The 18,403-nt window shown below is 52.5% G+C and carries 18 protein-coding genes; 9 read left to right on the plus strand and 9 right to left on the minus strand.

All coding sequences use genetic code 11. From position 1 onward, the window contains the following. Entirely contained in the window at positions 1-549 is a 549-nt protein-coding gene (locus tag OGX92_RS09085; RefSeq protein ID WP_003825255.1) for a helix-turn-helix domain-containing protein, read from the plus strand. Positions 550-632: 83 nt separating this feature from the next. On the opposite strand, the gene rhaM is transcribed toward OGX92_RS09085, so the two are convergent. The 5 genes from rhaM to rhaB all read right to left on the minus strand — a co-directional run bounded on the left by rhaM (position 633) and on the right by rhaB (position 5,863). Further along, complete coding sequence (rhaM, locus tag OGX92_RS09090) at positions 633-947, minus strand: L-rhamnose mutarotase (RefSeq protein ID WP_003825253.1); 315 nt, start codon at positions 945-947, stop codon at positions 633-635. Next, on the minus strand, positions 944-2,092 hold the full coding sequence (gene fucO / locus OGX92_RS09095) for a lactaldehyde reductase (RefSeq protein WP_149335643.1): 1,149 nt from the start codon (positions 2,090-2,092) through the stop codon (positions 944-946). Before fucO ends, rhaM begins: the two co-directional genes overlap by 4 nt. Before the next feature lie 74 nt (positions 2,093-2,166). After that, entirely contained in the window at positions 2,167-2,994 is an 828-nt protein-coding gene (gene rhaD, locus OGX92_RS09100; protein WP_003825250.1) for a rhamnulose-1-phosphate aldolase, read from the minus strand. A 143-nt stretch (positions 2,995-3,137) separates the two neighbouring features. After that, complete coding sequence (rhaA, locus tag OGX92_RS09105; RefSeq protein WP_149281832.1) at positions 3,138-4,397, minus strand: L-rhamnose isomerase; 1,260 nt, start codon at positions 4,395-4,397, stop codon at positions 3,138-3,140. Next, positions 4,394-5,863 (minus strand): rhamnulokinase, encoded by a 1,470-nt coding sequence (rhaB, locus tag OGX92_RS09110; RefSeq protein WP_286586455.1) that lies wholly within the window; start codon positions 5,861-5,863, stop codon positions 4,394-4,396. Before rhaB ends, rhaA begins: the two co-directional genes overlap by 4 nt. A gap of 303 nt (positions 5,864-6,166) precedes the next feature. Between rhaB and rhaS the strand changes: the two genes are divergently transcribed. Then, positions 6,167-7,015 (plus strand): HTH-type transcriptional activator RhaS, encoded by an 849-nt coding sequence (rhaS, locus tag OGX92_RS09115; protein WP_008787013.1) that lies wholly within the window; start codon positions 6,167-6,169, stop codon positions 7,013-7,015. Positions 7,016-7,167: 152 nt separating this feature from the next. Further along, positions 7,168-8,016 (plus strand): HTH-type transcriptional activator RhaR, encoded by an 849-nt coding sequence (gene rhaR / locus OGX92_RS09120; RefSeq protein WP_126957439.1) that lies wholly within the window; start codon positions 7,168-7,170, stop codon positions 8,014-8,016. On the opposite strand, the gene rhaT is transcribed toward rhaR, so the two are convergent. Beyond that, on the minus strand, positions 8,013-9,047 hold the full coding sequence (gene rhaT / locus OGX92_RS09125) for an L-rhamnose/proton symporter RhaT (RefSeq protein ID WP_003825242.1): 1,035 nt from the start codon (positions 9,045-9,047) through the stop codon (positions 8,013-8,015). The two genes, rhaR and rhaT, sit on opposite strands and share 4 nt — an antisense overlap. A gap of 289 nt (positions 9,048-9,336) precedes the next feature. Here rhaT and sodA point away from each other — a divergent pair, with 289 nt between their 5' ends. Continuing rightward, a complete protein-coding gene (gene sodA, locus OGX92_RS09130) occupies positions 9,337-9,957 on the plus strand; it encodes a superoxide dismutase [Mn] (protein ID WP_003825239.1) in 621 nt (206 codons plus the stop codon). Between the two features lie 233 nt (positions 9,958-10,190). Further along, positions 10,191-11,174: a 2-keto-3-deoxygluconate transporter gene (kdgT, locus tag OGX92_RS09135; RefSeq protein WP_003825237.1), complete on the plus strand. Its 984-nt coding sequence runs from the start codon at positions 10,191-10,193 to the stop codon at positions 11,172-11,174. Positions 11,175-11,215: 41 nt separating this feature from the next. On the opposite strand, the gene OGX92_RS09140 is transcribed toward kdgT, so the two are convergent. Then, positions 11,216-12,112, minus strand: coding sequence for a dihydrodipicolinate synthase family protein (locus tag OGX92_RS09140; RefSeq protein ID WP_286586456.1), 897 nt, complete (start codon positions 12,110-12,112; stop codon positions 11,216-11,218). A gap of 152 nt (positions 12,113-12,264) precedes the next feature. On the opposite strand from OGX92_RS09140, the gene yiiM reads away from it, so the two are divergent. The 4 genes from yiiM to OGX92_RS09160 all read left to right on the plus strand — a co-directional run bounded on the left by yiiM (position 12,265) and on the right by OGX92_RS09160 (position 16,206). Next, positions 12,265-12,939, plus strand: a complete 675-nt coding sequence (yiiM, locus tag OGX92_RS09145) for a 6-hydroxyaminopurine reductase (protein ID WP_003825233.1) — start codon at positions 12,265-12,267, stop codon at positions 12,937-12,939. Positions 12,940-13,166: 227 nt separating this feature from the next. Beyond that, positions 13,167-13,871, plus strand: a complete 705-nt coding sequence (locus OGX92_RS09150) for a GntR family transcriptional regulator (RefSeq protein WP_003825231.1) — start codon at positions 13,167-13,169, stop codon at positions 13,869-13,871. 8 nt (positions 13,872-13,879) lie between these two features. Next, positions 13,880-14,833: a sugar phosphate isomerase/epimerase family protein gene (locus tag OGX92_RS09155; RefSeq protein ID WP_003825228.1), complete on the plus strand. Its 954-nt coding sequence runs from the start codon at positions 13,880-13,882 to the stop codon at positions 14,831-14,833. 122 nt (positions 14,834-14,955) lie between these two features. Then, positions 14,956-16,206, plus strand: a complete 1,251-nt coding sequence (locus OGX92_RS09160) for an MFS transporter (protein WP_122973888.1) — start codon at positions 14,956-14,958, stop codon at positions 16,204-16,206. A gap of 40 nt (positions 16,207-16,246) precedes the next feature. Here OGX92_RS09160 and cpxA read toward each other — a convergent pair whose 3' ends face one another. Together cpxA and cpxR are read right to left on the minus strand one after the other, a co-directional pair. Then, the gene (gene cpxA / locus OGX92_RS09165; RefSeq protein WP_003028758.1) at positions 16,247-17,620 is read right to left on the minus strand and encodes an envelope stress sensor histidine kinase CpxA; all 1,374 of its coding nucleotides are present in this window, start codon (positions 17,618-17,620) and stop codon (positions 16,247-16,249) included. Continuing rightward, a complete protein-coding gene (gene cpxR, locus OGX92_RS09170; RefSeq protein WP_003028763.1) occupies positions 17,617-18,315 on the minus strand; it encodes an envelope stress response regulator transcription factor CpxR in 699 nt (232 codons plus the stop codon). The genes cpxA and cpxR overlap by 4 nt, the downstream gene beginning before the upstream one ends. Between the last annotated feature and the right edge of the window lie 88 nt (positions 18,316-18,403).

The raw sequence follows: 18,403 nt of genomic DNA on the forward strand, positions 1-18,403 counted from the left end.
ATGACCCAGCCCATCAGTATGATCGCGAAAAGCCTTGTGCGTGAACGCCAGCGCACCGGTTTGTCATTGGCAGAGATTGCCCGTCGCGCAGGGATTGCAAAATCGACACTCTCGCAATTGGAAGCGGGCAATGGCAATCCTAGCCTGGAAACGCTCTGGTCGCTGTGTGTGGCGTTGGATATTCCCTTTGCTCGCCTGCTGGAGCCGCAGGAACAAAAAACGCAGGTGATTCGTCGCGGAGAAGGGACAAAGGTGGTAGCCGAGCAGGCGCACTATCAGGCCATTTTACTGGCCGCCTGCCCGCCGGGGGCGCGGCGGGATATCTATCTGCTGCTGACGCAACCGGGCGCGGATCGTATTTCACAGCCGCATCCACCGGGATCGGTTGAACACATCATCGTGACGCAGGGTAAGGCGATGGTAGGATTGACTGAAGCGCCGGAGGAGTTAGGCGAGGGGGACTATATTTGTTACCCCGCCGATCGGGCGCATATTTTTAAAGCGCTGGAGCCTGACACCCAGGCGATTCTGGTCTCTGAGCAAAATTGAATTGTCGGATGGCGCTATCGCTTATCCGACCTACAAAAAATAAAACCGTAGGCCCGGTAAGCTTGCGCCACCGGGCATATAACTTACTGTAAATAAAACACTTCTTTTAGCTCTGCGCTAACCGGGCTGTTGTCCGGGTTTGCTGGCATTACGTCACGCATATGCTTCCACCAACGTTGGCAAACGTCGGTGCTGGCAACGGCATTCCAGCGTTCTTCGGACTCAATCTCAACGGTGGCGAACAGCAGATTGCGCGCCTGATCGAGATAAATCGCGTAGTGATGGGCGCCGTGCTCTTTCAGCACCGCTTCCAGCTCTGGCCAGATGGGGTTATGACGACGCTGGTACTCAACGTGCGCGTCGGCATTCACCTGCATCACAAAGGCCTTGCGGATCATAACGCCTCCAGATACAGCTCGCGGACCTCGTCGCGGCTGGCGGTGCGCGGGTTGCACGGCGCACACGGATCGGCCAACGCTTTATCCAGCCAGCCTTCAATATCCTCTTTCGTCACGCCAAGGGAGCTAAAGCCCGCAGGAATACCGACACGCTTGCTGAGTGCACGAATCGCGTTGATGGCCTCCATACTTGCCGCTTCATCGCTCATGTTACGGATATCGACGCCCATTGCCTGCGCCACGCGGGCAAAGCGCGCCACGGCGTTCGGACGGTTAAAGTTTTCGATTACCGGCAGCAGGATGGCGTTGCAGACGCCGTGTGGCAGATTATGGGTTGCGCCCGGCTGGTGCGCCAGCGCATGCACCAGACCCAGACCAGCGCTGTTAAATGCCATCCCCGCCAGATACTGACCAAACGCCATTTGCTCACGAGCTTCGAGGTTATGACCGTCGTCGACCGCTTTTGGTAGCCACAGGTTGATCAGGCGAATCGCTTCCAGTGCGTTAGCGTCGGTAAGCGGATGAGCACCAACGGAAACATAGGCTTCCACCGCGTGGGTCAGGGCGTCCATACCGGTTGCGGCGGTGACGGAGGCCGGGATTTCCAGCATCACGCTGGCATCATCCACGGCGATATCCGGGATGATATTCGGGTCGATGATCACCTCTTTGACCTTACGGGCAGAGTCGATAATGACCGCGTTGCTGGTCATCTCTGCTGCCGTACCGGCGGTAGTGTTGATGGCGATCAGCGGGACGCCCGCATTTTTCACTTTGCCCACGCCGGAGTAAGCGGTAGAAGGGCCAGGGTTGGCTGTCAGGATTTTTACCGCTTTGGCGGTATCGATCGGGCTGCCGCCACCGAAGGCGATGATGTAGTCACATTCTGCGTTCTGATAGGCCGCAAAACCTTTCTGTACCAGCTCTTCTGTCGGGTTCGGGAATACTTCATCAAACAGGTGGTAAGACATTTGATGTTTATCCAGCGCGGCAAACAGGCTATCCAGCAGGCCCAGTTTTACCAGTTGACCATCGGTGACGATCAGCGCTTTGCCCCATTGTTTATTCGCCACGAGATTCACCATATCGACAATCGCGCCGGCGCCATGCAGGCTAATTTTTGGCAGTGCCAACATAAAGCTCATCACTATTCTCCTTAATAATAAAATCCTGTAGGCCGGATAAGGCGAAGCCGCATCCGGCGTTGAGTTGGGAGGTATCAGTACAGCTCTATGGCGCTTGCCAGCGGCGTAACACCAAAGCGTTTGCCAAGTGCGACCAGCTCTTCACGTGAGATGGTCTGCTTCATACCGCCCATCGAAAAGATTTTGACCAGAACTTCGGCGGATTTCTCTGCGGTATCTATCAAACCGAACGCTTCGTCTAGGGTAGGTCCGCTTCCGAACACGCCGTGGAACGGCCAAAGTACCAGCGAGTGTTTCTGCATTTCCTCGGCGGTAGCCTGACCAATTTCATCTGTACCCGGCACCATCCACGGCAGAATGCCAACGCCATCCGGGAACACCACCAGGCACTCGGTGCTGCCTTCCCACAGCTTGCGGGTAATCAGCGCTGTGTTGTTTTCCAGTACGTAGGTCAGAGCGATCAGGTTGGTGGCATGGCAGTGCATGATCACGCGGTCTTTACCGTTCGTCGCTTTAATGCGTTCGCAGTGGGAGAGGAAGTGAGCCGGCAGTTCAGAGGTCGGCACGGCCTCGTGGGTCAGGCCCCAGAGGATGTGGTAGCCCGCACCGTCGCTGTCTACTTGTACCACGCCCAAATTTGCCGCGGGATCGAGCTGAACGTTACGGAAAAATTTACCGGAACCAGTGACGATAAACGGCGTGTTTGCCAGCAGCGGCATCGGCTGACTTAGCGCAATATAGCGTGGTTTTTCGTAGAAATCGGCGCTAAACGGCGCGATATCTGCTTCATCAAGACGCAGCGTCAGGTTGCCGCCGTTACGCTCGTCCCAGCCTTTCAGCCACGCATCAGAAGTGGCTTTGATCATCCCCTGGACGAACCAGGAAGTCGTAATATTTTGCATGTTCGGTGTTCCTGTTTATTGCCCGAACGTTATCGGGTCTTACGAAGGCCGGATAAGCGAAGCGGTATCCGGCAATCGTGTTTCATTCATTGCCAGATGGCGACGCGGGGCGTCTTATCCGGCCTACAAGCCTGGCGTCACGGTTAGCTACGTTTGCTCAAAATCTCTTTTTCATAAGCGCGCACGCTGTCCAGCCACTGGCTGCCCGCAGGCGTGTCGTGGCGCTGGCAATACATCTCCCAGACGGCCTGCCACGGCAGCGATTTTTGCTCTTCCAGCAGGGCCAGGCGTGCGGTGTAGTCGCCGTTGGCTTCGAGCTGACGCAGTTGTTCGGTGGGTTCTAACAGCGCGCGCAGCAGGGCTTTTTTCATATTGCGGGTGCCGATCACCCACGCGGCAATGCGGTTAATGGAGGCGTCGAAGAAGTCGAGGCCAATGTGTACGCGGTCAAACAGGTTGTGGCGGACGATCTCGCTGGCAATCGCCTGAGTTTCATCATCCAGCAGCACCACGTGGTCGCTGTCCCAGCGCACCGGGCGGCTGACGTGCAGCAGCAGGCGCGGTACATACAGCATGGCGGCAGAAATTTTGTCGGAGATCACTTCAGTCGGATGGAAGTGGCCCGCATCCAGACACAGTGCGGTCTGGCGGCTGGTGGCGTAACCCATGTAGAACTCGTTAGAGCCCACGGTGTAGCTTTCCGCACCGATGCCAAATAGCTTGCTTTCGACGGCATCGATATGGTGCGCCGGGTCGAGTTTCTCGCTGATCACTTCGTCCAGTGCGTCCAGCAGACGCTGGCGCGGCGCTAAACGGTCAACGGTGATGTCTTTCATGCCATCCGGGATCCAGATGTTCATCACCGATGGTGTACCCAACTGCTCGCCAAAATACGCCGAGACGCGACGGCTGGCTTTGCAGTGATCGATCCAGAACTGGCGAATGGTGTCGTCGGCGTGCGCCAGCGTGAAACCGTCGGCGCTCAGCGGGTGTGAGAAGCAGGATGGGTTGAAATCCAGCCCTAACTGGTTCGCTTTCGCCCACTCAACCCAGTTTTTGAAGTGTTCGGGTTTGATTTGGTCGCGGGGAACCGGTGTATCCGATTCCAGATAGATCGCGTGCAAATTCAGACGTTTTGGACCAGGAATCAGGCTTAGCGCTTGCTCCAGATCGGCCCGCAGTTCGGTGGCGTTACGCGCTTTACCCGGATAGTTACCGGTAGCCTGAATACCGCCAGTAAGCGAGCCTTCCGGGTTTTCGAAACCGGCGACATCATCGCCCTGCCAGCAGTGCATGGAGACCGGCAAACGATCGAGCTGGCGTAAGGCCGCCTCGACATCAATGCCTACCGCGGCGAAACGCAGTTTTGCCAGTTCCCAGGCTTGTTCAAGTTGAGTGGTCATGCGCAAAGCTCCTTTGTCTGTCGTAGTGATTGAAACTGCGCCTGGTAGCGGGCAATTTCACTTTCAGGATTGGGAATGAAGGTGGTCAGTTCGTAGTTGGCGCGCACCACCTGACGGAAATCATCGACGTTGTTCAGCTCGTCCAGCGTCATCAGCTGGATGCCAATATTGCCGAGCGTGGAAGCCTCAATCGGCCCGGACATCACGCGAATACCGCAGGCATCCGCACATAGCTGGTTCAGTAAGGTGTTCTGGCAGCCACCACCGACAATGTGCAGTTGGCTAAATGCTGCACCACGCAGTTGAGCCAGTTCTTGCAGGATGTCGGCGTACAGCAACGCCAGGCTGTCGAAGATACAGCGCGCCAGTTCGGCGTTTTGCAGGGGAACGGGTTGACCTGATTCACGGCATGCCGCCTGAATTTCTGCACTCATATCGTCGGGGTTGATAAAGCGATCGTCGTTCGGGTTTATCAGGAACTGGCAGGCCGACAGCGCTTGCGTTTGGCAGATAAGCGTTGGCAGGTCGGTAATCTGGCGCTCTTTTAATACGCGCTGGAGCAGCCATAGCCCCATAATATTTTTCAGGACACGGTAACGTCCTTCCGCGCCGCCTTCATTGGTGATATTCGCCGCCAGCGCCTCATCGTTGGTATACGGTGTTCTGCTCTCAAAGCCCATCAGCGACCAGGTCCCGGAAGAGAGATAGGCGCTGTTTTTGTCGGCCAGCGGAGAAGCAATGACCGCGCTGGCCGTGTCGTGACTGGCGACGGCGACAACCGGAATTTGGTTTTTCTGCGGGCAAATCCAGTGGCCGATCACGTTCCCTGGATGCGTCGGGCGACCAAACCAGGCTTTGTCTGCCCCGGTCCACGCCAGCAGTGTGTCATCCCAGTCGTCGGTATTGATATTGACTAGCTGGGTGGTGGTGGCGTTGGTGTATTCCCAGTTCATTTTGCCGGTCAGGCGAAAGCTGAAGTAGTCGGGGATCAGCAGGGCATGGGCCACCTGCGGGAGCAGTTCTGGCTGCTGTTCAACCAGCGCACGCAGTTGATACAGGGTGTTAAAGGGCAGAAACTGAATGCCGCTACGGCGGTAAATTTCACCTTTACCCGGCTGCTTCATCGCCTGCGCCAGAATGCCGGTCGTGCGGCTGTCACGGTAAGAGACCGGCAGACCGACACGTTGACCGACGTTATCGATCAGAACGTAATCCACGCCCCAGGTATCAATGCCGATGCTGTCTATCCGAATGCCTTCATCGCAGACTTTTTTCAGGCCAAGACGAATATCGTGTTCCAGGCTGTCGATGTCCCAGGTGTCAAAACCGTCTGTTTTTTGCAGGCAGTTCATGAAGCGGTGGATTTCACGTAGCGTCAGGGAGCGGTGTTCACTGTCGTAACGCGCCAGCATTACGCGCCCACTGGATGCGCCGAGATCGACTGCGACACAATGGCGAAAAGTCATAGCGAGGTCCTTCTGAGTTTTATTGCACTCAGTCTAAGAACCCCAGATAAAGCGTACCTTCTTGACAGTGACAGCCACAATTAGCGGCTGGCAACATGGCAAAGGTGAACGTGACGCTGTTCACAATTTCTATTAATAGGACCAGTTTTAGCGGATGTGACGCCTTCCGCAATTCCCGATCTTTCCCGCCATTTCTTGAAGAATTGACCGTGTTTACGCACTTTGGCGTCAAAAATTTAAGGTGAGGGTGATAACCCTTAATTACTATTCAGCCATGTTCATTTGATCGGGAAGGATGTCATCATGACGGTATTGCATTGCGTGGATTTTTTTCCGACAGGTAAAGCGCCAGTGGCTATTGAACCGCGGCTTCCTCAACCTGCGTTTCCAGAGCATCATCATGATTTTCATGAAATTGTGGTGGTCGAACATGGAACGGGGATCCATGTGTTCAACGGGCAGCCTTACACCATCAGCGGCGGTACGGTGTGTTTCGTTCGCGATCATGACCGGCATTTATATGAACATACTGACAATCTGTGCCTGACCAATGTGTTGTATCGCTCTCCGGATGCGTTTCAATTTCTGGCTGGGCTGAATCAGCTTTTACCTCAGGAACAGAATGGGCAGTATCCCTCCCACTGGCGGGTGAATCAGGGGGTGTTGCAGCAGGTTCGACAACTGGTGGGGCAGATGGAAGCGCTCGGTGAGGGGATGGATACACCAACGGCGGCAAATCGCGAGATCCTGTTTATGCAACTGCTGGTGCTGCTGCGTAAAAGCAGCCTGATGGAAGCAGCGACCGATAACGACGCGCGGCTTAACCTCCTGATGGCGTGGCTGGAAGATAACTTTGCCGACGAGGTGTGTTGGGAGGCGCTGGCCGAGAAGTTTTCCCTCTCTTTGCGCACTCTGCATCGCCAGCTCAAACAGCAAACCGGATTGACGCCGCAGCGCTACCTTAACCGCTTGCGGCTGATCAAGGCCCGACATCTGCTTCGCCACAGTGATGACAGTGTGACAGACATCGCTTATCTCTGCGGATTCGGCGACAGTAACCACTTTTCGACGCTTTTTCGTCGTGAGTTCAAGTGGTCACCACGCGATATTCGTCAGGGGCGCGATCTCGTTGTGGCAAGCCGCCTCCAGTAACGCGAAAGCTATCAACGTTTTTTACCGCCGAATCTCAGATAATCATGTCCCTTAACGCCGGATGGTGGCTACGCCTTATCCGGCCTACGTGGATGCCCTGTAGGCCGGATAAGCGCAGCGCATCCGGCAAGCATTCAGGTTGAGGTCATGTGATGGCGAATCAGCTAATCCTTCTGAAATCAGACTTCTTTGCGCATGAGCAGCAGGCTGTGGCCGTGGCTGACCGTTATCCGCAGGATGTCTTTGCTGAGCATACCCACGAGTTTTGCGAGCTGGTTATGGTCTGGCGCGGTAATGGTCTGCATGTCCTTAACGATCGTCCGTACCGGATAACCCGTGGCGACCTGTTTTACATTCGCGCCGAAGATAAACACTCCTACACCTCCGTGAACGACCTGGTGTTGCAAAATATCATCTACTGCCCGGAGCGGTTGACGCTGAATGTTGACTGGCAAGGGGCGATCCCCGGATTTGACGGTACGCCGAGGCAGCCGCATTGGCGACTCGGCAGCGTTGGCATGAGCCAGGTCCGACAGGTGATAAGCCAGCTTGAGCATGAAAGCAATCAACGTGATGCACAGGCTTTTACCATGGCTGAGCTGCTGTTCGGGCAGTTGGTGACACACCTTAAGCGGCATCGTTATGCCACGGATACGCTCCCGGCGACCTCCAGTGAAACGCTGCTGGATAAACTGATCACCGCGTTAGCCGGTAGCCATGAGCATGCGTTTGAACTGGATACGTTTTGCGAGCGCGAACAGTGCAGCGAGCGCGTTTTGCGCCAGCAGTTTCGCAGCCAGACCGGGATGACCATCAACCAGTATCTCCGCCAGGTGCGGGTTTGCCATGCGCAGTATCTGCTCAAACATAGTCGGTTGATGATTAGCGAGATTTCCATGCGCTGCGGTTTTGAGGACAGTAACTACTTTTCAGTGGTATTTACGCGGGAAACCGGGATGACGCCGAGCCAGTGGCGTCATCTCAGTACTCAGCATGCTTAGCTGGCCATTCCCAGACCGACAATGTTTGCCGCGACAATGATCACCACGCAGCCGAGGCTTAGCACGCTGACCGGACGACGACCCGCGTTTTTCCACTCTTTCAATACCAGACCGACAATCCCGCCGCACAGAACATAGAAGCTCATGTGCAGCATCCAGCTTACATAGTCATACTGCGCCGGAATACGTGCGTGGCCCCAGGCGTAGAAGAAGAATTGCAGATACCACATCAAGCCACCAAGCGCAGAGAGCAGCACGTTGGTGATAATCAGCGGTTTGGCTAACGAGAAGTCGGCTTTTATCGACAAGTTCTTCACTTTTGCCAGACGAATGAAGCAGAAGCCCAGGTTAACAAGCGCGCCACCGCCCATAATGACCACATAGCTAGGCAGGGCGACATACAGCGGATCGACGCCCAACGCGGCGGCGGCATCGTGCATCGGTTTCGCTGCGTTCATCGCAAAGGACATCCCGGCGGAGAAAATACCGCACATGACGGCCAGAACCAGACCTTTTTTCAGGTTGAAATCTTCCGCTTTGATGCCCATTTTGCGTTCTTTTAACTGACCGGCACGGGTAACAATGCCTACGCCAATCAGCGCGACCAGTACGCCAAGCAGCGTCATGCGGCCACCAGAGGTATTGATCAGTACATCAAAATTGCCGTTGATAATCGGGGTCATCAGCGTGCCGACAATCAGCGTAATACCTATCGCAATCCCGATACCCATCGACATACCGAGATAGCGCATGGTCAGGCCATAGTTGATATTGCCAATCCCCCACATTGCACCAAACAGAAATACCGGAGCCAGTGTGGAGAGGCTGAAGGAGCTGAAGTAGGCCCAGAAATCGGGAAGTAACATGGCGCTGATGGTCCACGGCAGGATTATCCAGGAGACGATCCCGCCAACCGACCACATCGTTTCCCATGACCAATGTTTGACTTGCTTGAACGGGGCATAGAAACAGGCGGCACTGGCTGCCCCTATCAAATGCCAAAAGATACCCATCGTAATCGCGTTACTCATGACTTAATCCTCGTTATTTTTTATCGTCGGTAATGACCCCTCCGACCTAACGAGTTTAAAAATTACGCAGGTGGTTAACCTTTTGACGATTGCCGCCCTTTTGCGCATGTTGGCAATTATCACGTTAAGTGGGTGATTCGGCTCACATCTTTAACAATGGGTTTGATTCATTAAGACCCTGTAAAAAGTACGGCATTGATAATCATTTTCAATATCATTTAATTAACTATAATGACCCAACTGCTTACGCGGCGTTAACACTGGCCGCCCGACAATACTGGAGATGATTATGAGTTATACACTGCCATCCCTGCCGTACGCTTATGATGCCCTTGAACCGCACTTCGATAAGCAGACGATGGAAATCCACCACACCAAACACCACCAGGCTTACGTAAATAACGCCAACGCTGCGCTGGAAAGCCTGCCTGAATTCGCCAGCCTGTCCGTTGAAGAGCTGATCACCAAACTGGATCAACTGCCAGCAGACAAGAAAACCGTACTGCGTAACAACGCGGGCGGTCACGCTAACCACAGCCTGTTCTGGAAAGGCCTGAAAACCGGTACTACGCTGCAGGGCGACCTGAAAGCGGCTATCGAACGTGACTTCGGCTCCGTTGACAACTTCAAAGCTGAATTTGAAAAAGCAGCGGCAACCCGCTTTGGCTCCGGCTGGGCGTGGCTGGTTCTGAAAGGTGACAAACTGGCTGTTGTTTCCACCGCCAACCAGGATTCCCCGCTGATGGGTGAAGCTATCTCTGGCGCTTCCGGTTTCCCAATCGTGGGCCTGGACGTGTGGGAACACGCTTACTACCTGAAATTCCAGAACCGTCGCCCGGACTACATCAAAGAGTTCTGGAACGTGGTGAACTGGGACGAAGCTGCCGCGCGTTTCGCAGCAAAAAAATAAGTTCTACGCTTTAACAAAGCCCTGCAAGCGATGCTTGTGGGGTTTTTTTGTGATCAAACTCAATATAAAAACAATGATCCACTTAAATTGAAACAAGGTTTTATTATGCGAGTGGGATCACTTTTATAGTCTCTATGAATGTCTATCTTCTTTTCATCAAGACGGGCGCATCTCAAAGCAAGATGCAATCGCCCATAAAAATTGCCCCATTTTTATGTCTACAGGTGATGGAAATGCAGATCAAACGTACGATAGAGAAAATCCCAGGCGGTATGATGCTGGTGCCGCTTTTCCTGGGCGCGTTGTGTCACACCTTTTCCCCCGGCGCCGGGAAATATTTCGGCTCCTTTACCAACGGTATGATCACCGGTACGGTACCTATCCTGGCAGTCTGGTTCTTTTGCATGGGGGCGTCGATCAAGCTAAGCGCCACCGGCACCGTGCTGCGTAAATCAGGTACGTTAGTCATAACCAAGATTCTGGTGGCGTGGGTGGTTGCAGCGATTGCTTCACGCATTCTGCCGGAACATGGTGTAGAGGTCGGATTCTTCGCTGGGTTGTCTACGCTGGCGCTGGTGGCCGCGATGGATATGACCAACGGCGGGCTGTATGCCTCGATTATGCAGCAGTACGGCACCAAAGAAGAGGCCGGGGCGTTTGTCCTGATGTCGCTGGAGTCTGGCCCGCTGATGACCATGGTGATTCTGGGAACCGCCGGGATCGCGTCGTTTGAACCGCACGTATTTGTTGGTGCAGTATTGCCGTTCCTGATTGGCTTTGCGCTGGGGAATCTGGACCCTGAACTGCGGGAGTTCTTCAGCAAAGCGGTGCAGACGCTGATCCCGTTCTTTGCCTTCGCATTAGGTAACACCATTGATTTGAGCGTGATTGCGCAGACCGGCGTGCTGGGTATTCTGCTGGGCGTGGCGGTGATTATCATCACTGGTATTCCATTGATTATCGCCGATAAACTGATTGGTGGTGGCGATGGTACGGCGGGGATTGCCGCTTCCAGTTCCGCGGGGGCGGCGGTTGCTACGCCTGTGCTGATTGCTGAAATGGTTCCGGCATTTAAACCGATGGCACCGGCAGCAACTTCCCTGGTCGCCACGTCGGTGATTGTGACCTCCATTCTGGTGCCGATTATCACGTCTATCTGGTCGAAAAAGGTCAAAGCAAGGGCGGCAGAAATTGATATTCGTGGTACCGTGAAGTAAGTCTCTTAAGCCGGATGGTCTGCTCCATCCGGCTTAATTATTTACCCTTTGACGACAAACACCTCATCGATTGTTCGGCACTCACTCTCGTTCAACTCTCCACCGGCATTACGTGACACGCCGGTACAATAGCCAAATTTACGCGATACCACGGTTTTGATGGTGGTGACAAAATCTTCGCCGATGGCATAGATGGACATGTAGGTGCCAATCTGGTCCTGAATATCGCGAAGCGCTGCCAGGTCGCCCTGTTTAAACGCTTCCCGCGCGCTGACAAACAGTTCCGGCATGACGTTGTTCAACCCTGAAATAATCCCCGCGCCACCTGCCAACAGGTTGGGAATGTAGTATTCGTCATAGCCGGACAGCACGGCAAAATCCTCCCGCACGGCGCGGGTGGTCTGAATCATACTGCGGGTATGGGACTGGCACTCGACGGTGTCTTTAATGCCAGCGAAATTCGGGAACTCGGCGGCGAGGGTGGCTACCAGTTCGGGGGTTAAATCGCAGCCGGTGCGTGCCGGGAAGTTATAAGCAAACCATTTGCCGCTGAGTTTCTGCCCCAACTGACGGAAGTAGCTCAGCAGCTGTTTCGCTGTTTGTCCGTAGTAGTAGGGTGGCAGGATCATCACGGCATCGTAACCTGAGCGATACGCTTCCTGCGCCATCAATAAAACATCATTCTGGCAGGTGGATGAGACGTTGGCGACCATCTTTAGCGAGCTCATGGCACGGGCTTCGCGGATCAGCAACAGCCTTTCTTCGAGCGTAAAGGAGGCAAATTCCCCGATGCTGCCCATCAGCAAAATCACGTCGATTTTGGCCTCGGTAAGGCGTTTGAGATGTTGGCTTAGACCGTTGAGATCGATCTTGCCATCATTGTCCATTGGCGTAATGGAAGGACACCAGACGCCAGCAAATTGCGATTGACCAGTCACGTTGTCGACTCCTTATTTGAAATGATGTTTCAAAACCAGATTACATTGATAGCATGTGTCCCTAAGTTTCATGTGAACCGTGCTCTCATTTTGAGCGACTGGGGTAAAATAAATGTGGTGTAATGGGGGAAATTTATCGGGAGAGGGAACAGATGCGATATCCGGTCGATGTTTTTACGGGCAAAGTTCGGGACTACACGGGAAGCCGTCCCAGCGCGATTGCTAAAGTCCAGATTGACGGTGAGTTGATGCTGACCGAACTGGGGCTGACGGGGGATGAACAAGCGGAAACGAAAATTCATGGCGGGCCGGATCGCGCGCTGTGTCACTATCCGCGTGAACACTATCAGCACTGGAGACAAGCGTTTCCGGAGCAGGCGGAGCTATTTGTCGCCCCCGCGTTTGGTGAGAACCTCTCTACTGAGGGGCTGACTGAAGAGAATGTGTATATTGGCGACATTTTCCAGTGGGGAGAGGCGCTGATTCAGGTCACGCAGCCGCGCTCGCCGTGCTTTAAGCTGAATTTCCATTTTGGCATCAGCGATATGGCCAGCCAGATGCAGGATGTGGGTAAGACAGGCTGGCTGTGCAGCGTCATCGCGCCTGGTCAGGTGTCAGCAGACGCGCCATTGATCCTGGCGTCACGCGTGAGCGACGTCAGCGTACAGGAGGCAATTGCTATCGCCTGGCATATGCCGTTTGATGATTCGCAATATCACCGTTTACTGTCGGCTGCCGGGTTATCAAAAAGCTGGACCAGAACGATGCAAAAGCGCCGTCTAAGCGGCAAGATCGAAGACAATTCCCGCCGTTTGTGGGGAAAATAAACCTACCTTCATCTGGCAATTAAATCAGGTGGCGACACCTGATTTACCTCTCCCCCGTGGTTCATCTCCTGCGTACCAAACCGGGCAAAAACCTGACGGTCACGGTTTGCTTCAAAGCCATTCTTGATACCTGGTCCACAAAAAGAAACTCTGCGTTGAAAAAAAACTTGAGTATTTCCTGCACTCAAATATCTTAGCTTCAAATTGGTTTAAACCAGATGAGCGAAATGAAAAAGAAAAACAATGTTGATGTGCTCAGAGAGCGCTTTGAAAGCTGGTTAAACGAGAATAATTTACCAGCGGGCTCCAAATTGCCCTCGGAGAGAGAGTTATGTGAGCTGCTGGATGCAAAGCGTATGACCTTACGTCAGGTTCTGATTGAGCTTGAGATCGATGCGCGTATTTTCCGCAAGAACCGCAGTGGTTGGTTTATTTCATCGAAGCGATTTATTTATAACCCTAAATCACTTTCCAGCTTCAATGCTGAAGCTTGTGCTCAGGGACGTAAGCCTTTTTGGGATTATTTAACCAAAGAAACCATTGATACAGTTCCGCATCATGTTGATGATGTTTTTCTCTCCTCCGGCGATCGCTATTTAGTTACCGGCTGGTGCGGCCTTGATTCACATAAAGTGTTTTACCATGAATCCTATATTGATGCCGATGTTGCGCCAGGATTCATTAATAAATTGGGCAATCAGTCTTTTGCCAGCGTCTGGGAAGATGCGTTTGGCCATGTTTTAAATATCAAAGAAATGATTTTTAAACCGGTCAATATGCCAGAAGTGGCCTGCAAAGAGCTGGGTGTTGCGCCTAATACGTATGGAATTTTAGTAGAAAAACATCGGGCTACCCGAGATAAAAAAGTGGTTCAGGTTGATTTCGAATACTGGCGACTTGAATCAGTGGAACTTGTTATTCGCGATGAATGAGAAAAATAATGGGAAAATGTAACCAAGAACTTCTTGCGGAACGCGCGAGAAATATACCGCTGTACCTACATGCTTATGCTTTTCATCTGAATATGCGCTACGAGAGAGTCCTGCCGGGGGATCTTCTGGATATTGCGCATCAGCAAAAATTGAAGGGTGTAAAAATACATGTTGAGGATGGTGAGTCCCAATCACTGCAGAAACTGAACGATCAGCAGCTACACGATTTTAAAGAAAAGGCCAAAAAATATAATCTGGATGTGCATATCGAAACGAGCGCATCGGATAAGGCAACATTGACGGATGCAATCCGTATTGCTGTTGCTACTGGTGCAACTTCAGTGCGTTTCTACCCGCGTTATGAAGGGTATCTGAACGATGTTATGGCGAAGATTGCCAATGATATTGCGTGGCTGTCTCAGTATGACGATTGCGGACTAAGCTTTACTATCGAACAGCATGAAGATCTGCAAGGCCATGAGCTGGTGACGCTGGTTAATAATAGCGGGATGAAAAATCTCTCTATTCTGTTTGATTTTGGCAACATGATTAATGCCAATGAGCAGCCGCTTTCTGCGTTAGAGGTTATGTCTCCTCTGATCACTCAGGTGCATATCAAAGACGCAAAAATTATTAAAGAAGGTAAAGGCTGGGGGCATGAGGCTTGTCGTTCAGGACACGGCGATTTACCCATGGAAGAGATGCTTAAGGCATTATTACTTTTAGGTGAAGATAAACCGCAAGTACATGCTTTTGGCCTGGAAGAAGAAGTTGAATATTATGCCCCTGCATTTCGCTTCGACGATGAGGGTGATAATCCATGGATCCCATGGCGCGATGCAAGTTATACGCCGCTGCCTGACAGCAACATGATTGATACGCGACTGGCGCAGGAAAAAGAACATGCTCTTGCCCAAATAAAATATATCCGTGATATATGTGACAAGTTTATAGGCAATTAATTAGTTTTCTTAAAATATTATTAAATGCGGAAAGGATTATGAAAATAATCCCCTGGCGTTATTAATTATACAATTTAATTTAGATATTTCTCTCAACAAGCAATGAGGGTTTAATCATGTTCATGAATAAATGGGCAAGACTCTGTTTTTTGATTTTAGGCGGCGGCACGATATTCAAGCTTTCGAGTATGAAAGATGTTTTCTATGTGCCAATGCAGAATGACTGGGGTTTAACTAATACGCAAATTGGGTTGAGCTTTACGGTTTATACGATTGTTCAGACAACCGGACTTTTTCTTTCTCTCTATATCGCAGACCGTTACTCCAAGAAAATATTATTACCGTTCGGTCTGATTGGCGTTGGGTTATGTGGCTTATATCTGGCAACGCTACCGTCATTTACCGGTTATCTCATTTGCTTTGCCGCGATGGCTTTCTTTGCCGATGTGGTTTATTGGCCGGTATTGCTGAAAGCCGTTCGTTTGCTGGGAACGAAAGAAGAACAAGGACGCATGTTCGGCTTTTTAGAAGCCGGACGTGGCGTGGTGGATGTTATCGTTGCATCTGGCGCTCTGTTTGTCTTCGTCCAGTTTGGTGAAGGTAAAGCGGGGATGCAGGCGGGCCTGTTGTTCTATACGGTAATTACGCTTGTGGCAGGTATTGTGACGTACTTTATTGTCGATGATGACAAAGTGAAAGGCGGCGAGAAAACCAGTGCCAACATGGAAGTGTTAAAGGGTATCAAACATGTTTTGTCCTGCCCTAACGTTTGGCTGGCCTCTTTAGGTATTTTCTTCGTTTACGCCGCGTACTGTGGCCTGACTTACTTTATTCCGTTCTTAAAAGATATCTATATGCTGCCGGTAGCGCTCGTTGGTGCGTACGGCATCATCAACCAGTATGCGTTAAAAATGGTAGGTGGGCCGATTGGTGGAATGTTGGCAGATAAAGTTGCTAAATCACCGACAGTGTATCTGAAGTGGACGTTCCTGATCTCTGCTGTAGCGATGCTTGTGTTCATGCAGTTACCGCATCAAACAATGAACGTGTATATCGGTATGGCGGCGACATTAGGGTTCGGAGCGATTATCTTCTCACAGCGCGCCATTTTCTTCGCGCCAATGGATGAGATCGGTACCCCACGTGAGTATGCGGGCTCGGCAATGGCGTTTGGTTGCATCATCGGTTATATGCCAGCGATGTTTGCGTACACGTTGTACGGCTATTTGCTGGATACCAATAGCGGCATCACTGGCTACAACTATGTCTTTAGCGTGATGATTGCGTTCAGCTTAATGGGCTTTATCTGTTCGACCATTCTGGTGAAGCGGATTAAAAAGCAAAAGCTAGCGGCGGCAGAAGTGACAGCATAAAGTGAGAGCTTCCCCGGCACGAGGCTACCGGGGAAGCCTGTTAAGCGCGTTTATACAGCGGTAACCAAATCACCAGCCGTAAACCACCCAGCGGGCTGTCTTCGGCCTTCACCCAGCCACGATGCTGCTGAATTGCGGTTTCAACAATCGCCAGACCCAGACCTGTTCCGCCAGACTCGCGATCGCGCGCCTCATCGGTACGATAGAACGGACGGAAAATCTGTTCTCTGTCTTCAGGGCTAACGCCTGGGCCATCGTCGTCCACGGTGATGGTAATCCCGTCGATATCCACCGCGAAGCCAACTTCAATCTTCGTATGTGAATAGCGCAGGGCATTGCGAACAATGTTTTCCAGCGCACTTTCCAACGCATTTGGGTTACCGTACAGCGGCCACGGACCCGGCGGGAAATTCACCGTGAGTGATTTACCCATCTGCTCAGCTTCAAAGGCGGCGTTATCCAGCACTTCGCCCCACAGCTGATTAGCTTTCACTGTTTCACTGACCAGCGCGTTTTTCTGCTGATTACGTGACATCACCAGCAGGTCGTTGATCATGCTGTCCAGTCGGTGTGCTTCTGTTTCAATGCGCTCCAGCTCTTTGCTCTCACCGCTACGACGGCGCAGCAGAGCGGTGCCCAGTTGCAGACGCGTTAGCGGTGTTCTCAGCTCGTGAGAGATGTCCGACAGCAGGCGTTGCTGTGTGGTCATCATCCGTTCCAGCGCTGTCACCATCTGGTTAAAGCTGGCGCCTGCCGCCAGAAACTCCTGCGGACCGGCTTCCAGTTCCGGATGCTGACGCAGGTTGCCCTGGGCCACTTCATCCGCCGCGTTTTTCAACTTACGCGCAGGTTTCGCCAGACTCCAGGCAAGCCAAAGCAATAGCGGTGAGCTGACTAACATGGTGACGATCAGCAACAGCAGCGGTCGGTCGAACAGCAGGTTGATAAAGTCAGATTGTGAGCTGCTGGCAGGTCGTATGAGATACAGCTGGTAGTTATCTTCACCGTCTCTGACGGAGAAAGGCCCGACCATCTCAACGCGACCGTATTTTTTCTTTTGCGGATGGTCGGCGTTATCGGCCTGACCAATAAAGTTACGAATGATCTGCATTTCGTTGCGTTCTGCGCCGATCACGCGTCCTTCCGTCGTAACAAGTAATAACCGCTGCCCTGGCGGCGCCCACTTGTCTATCGCCCGAAACAAGCGACGCCACCACATCAAATCGTTGGGTGGATCGTTCGCCAGTTCAGCTTCAACGTGTTGCTCAATCATTAACCCCTGGCGCTGCTCGCTGTCCAGTAGCTCGGTCATCTGGCGTGAGTCGAGCTTGGGTAACATCAGTACCAACATCAACACCAGTGCCAGCGTCAACCAGAAGATGGCAAAGATGCGTGCGGTTAAGCTCCCTATCATGAAGCGGAGACCATCAGGTAGCCGCGACCACGCAGGGTTTTAAACCACGGGTGTCCGTCTTTACGCTCTGGCAGCTTACGACGCAGGTTCGAGATATGCATATCGATCGCGCGATCGAAAGGCGTCAGGCGTTTGCCCAGCACTTCCTGGCTCAGGTGCTCACGCGAAACCACCTGACCGAGATGCTGAGCCAGCAAATAGAGCAGGGTGAATTCGGTGCCGGTTAACTCCAAAATTTGCCCGTCAAAGCTGGCTTCCTGGCGACCCGGATTAAGGCTTAACGCATCTACTTCCAGCGTCGGCGAGCCGTTATCGCTGTTCTGCTGCTGTTCGCTCCAGTGTGAGCGACGCAGAATAGCGCGGATGCGCGCGACCAGTTCACGGTCGTTAAACGGTTTAGGTAAATAGTCGTCCGCTCCCAGCTCAAGGCCAAGTACGCGATCCAATTCGCTGCCGCGAGCGGTCAGCATGATTACAGGTGTCTGGTGTGTCTGACGAAGTGCTTTCAGCGTATCAATGCCGTTTTTCTTCGGCATCATGACGTCGAGCAAAAGTAAATCGATGCTGTCATCCAGAAGCTCAAGCGCCTGTTCCCCATCATAGGCAACCAGCACATCGAAACCTTCCATTTCGAGCAACTCCTTTAACAGGGAAGTCAGCTCTCGGTCATCATCAACTAACAGGATTTTATTCATTGTTTACGTACCTCCGAGGCAGAAATTACGTCATCAGGCGTCGCTAATCTATGACTTTACGTTGTTTTACACCCCCTGACGCATGTTT

The sequence above is a fragment of the Citrobacter sp. Cpo089 genome, assembly GCF_030332695.1.
GTDB lineage: Bacteria > Pseudomonadota > Gammaproteobacteria > Enterobacterales > Enterobacteriaceae > Citrobacter > Citrobacter portucalensis.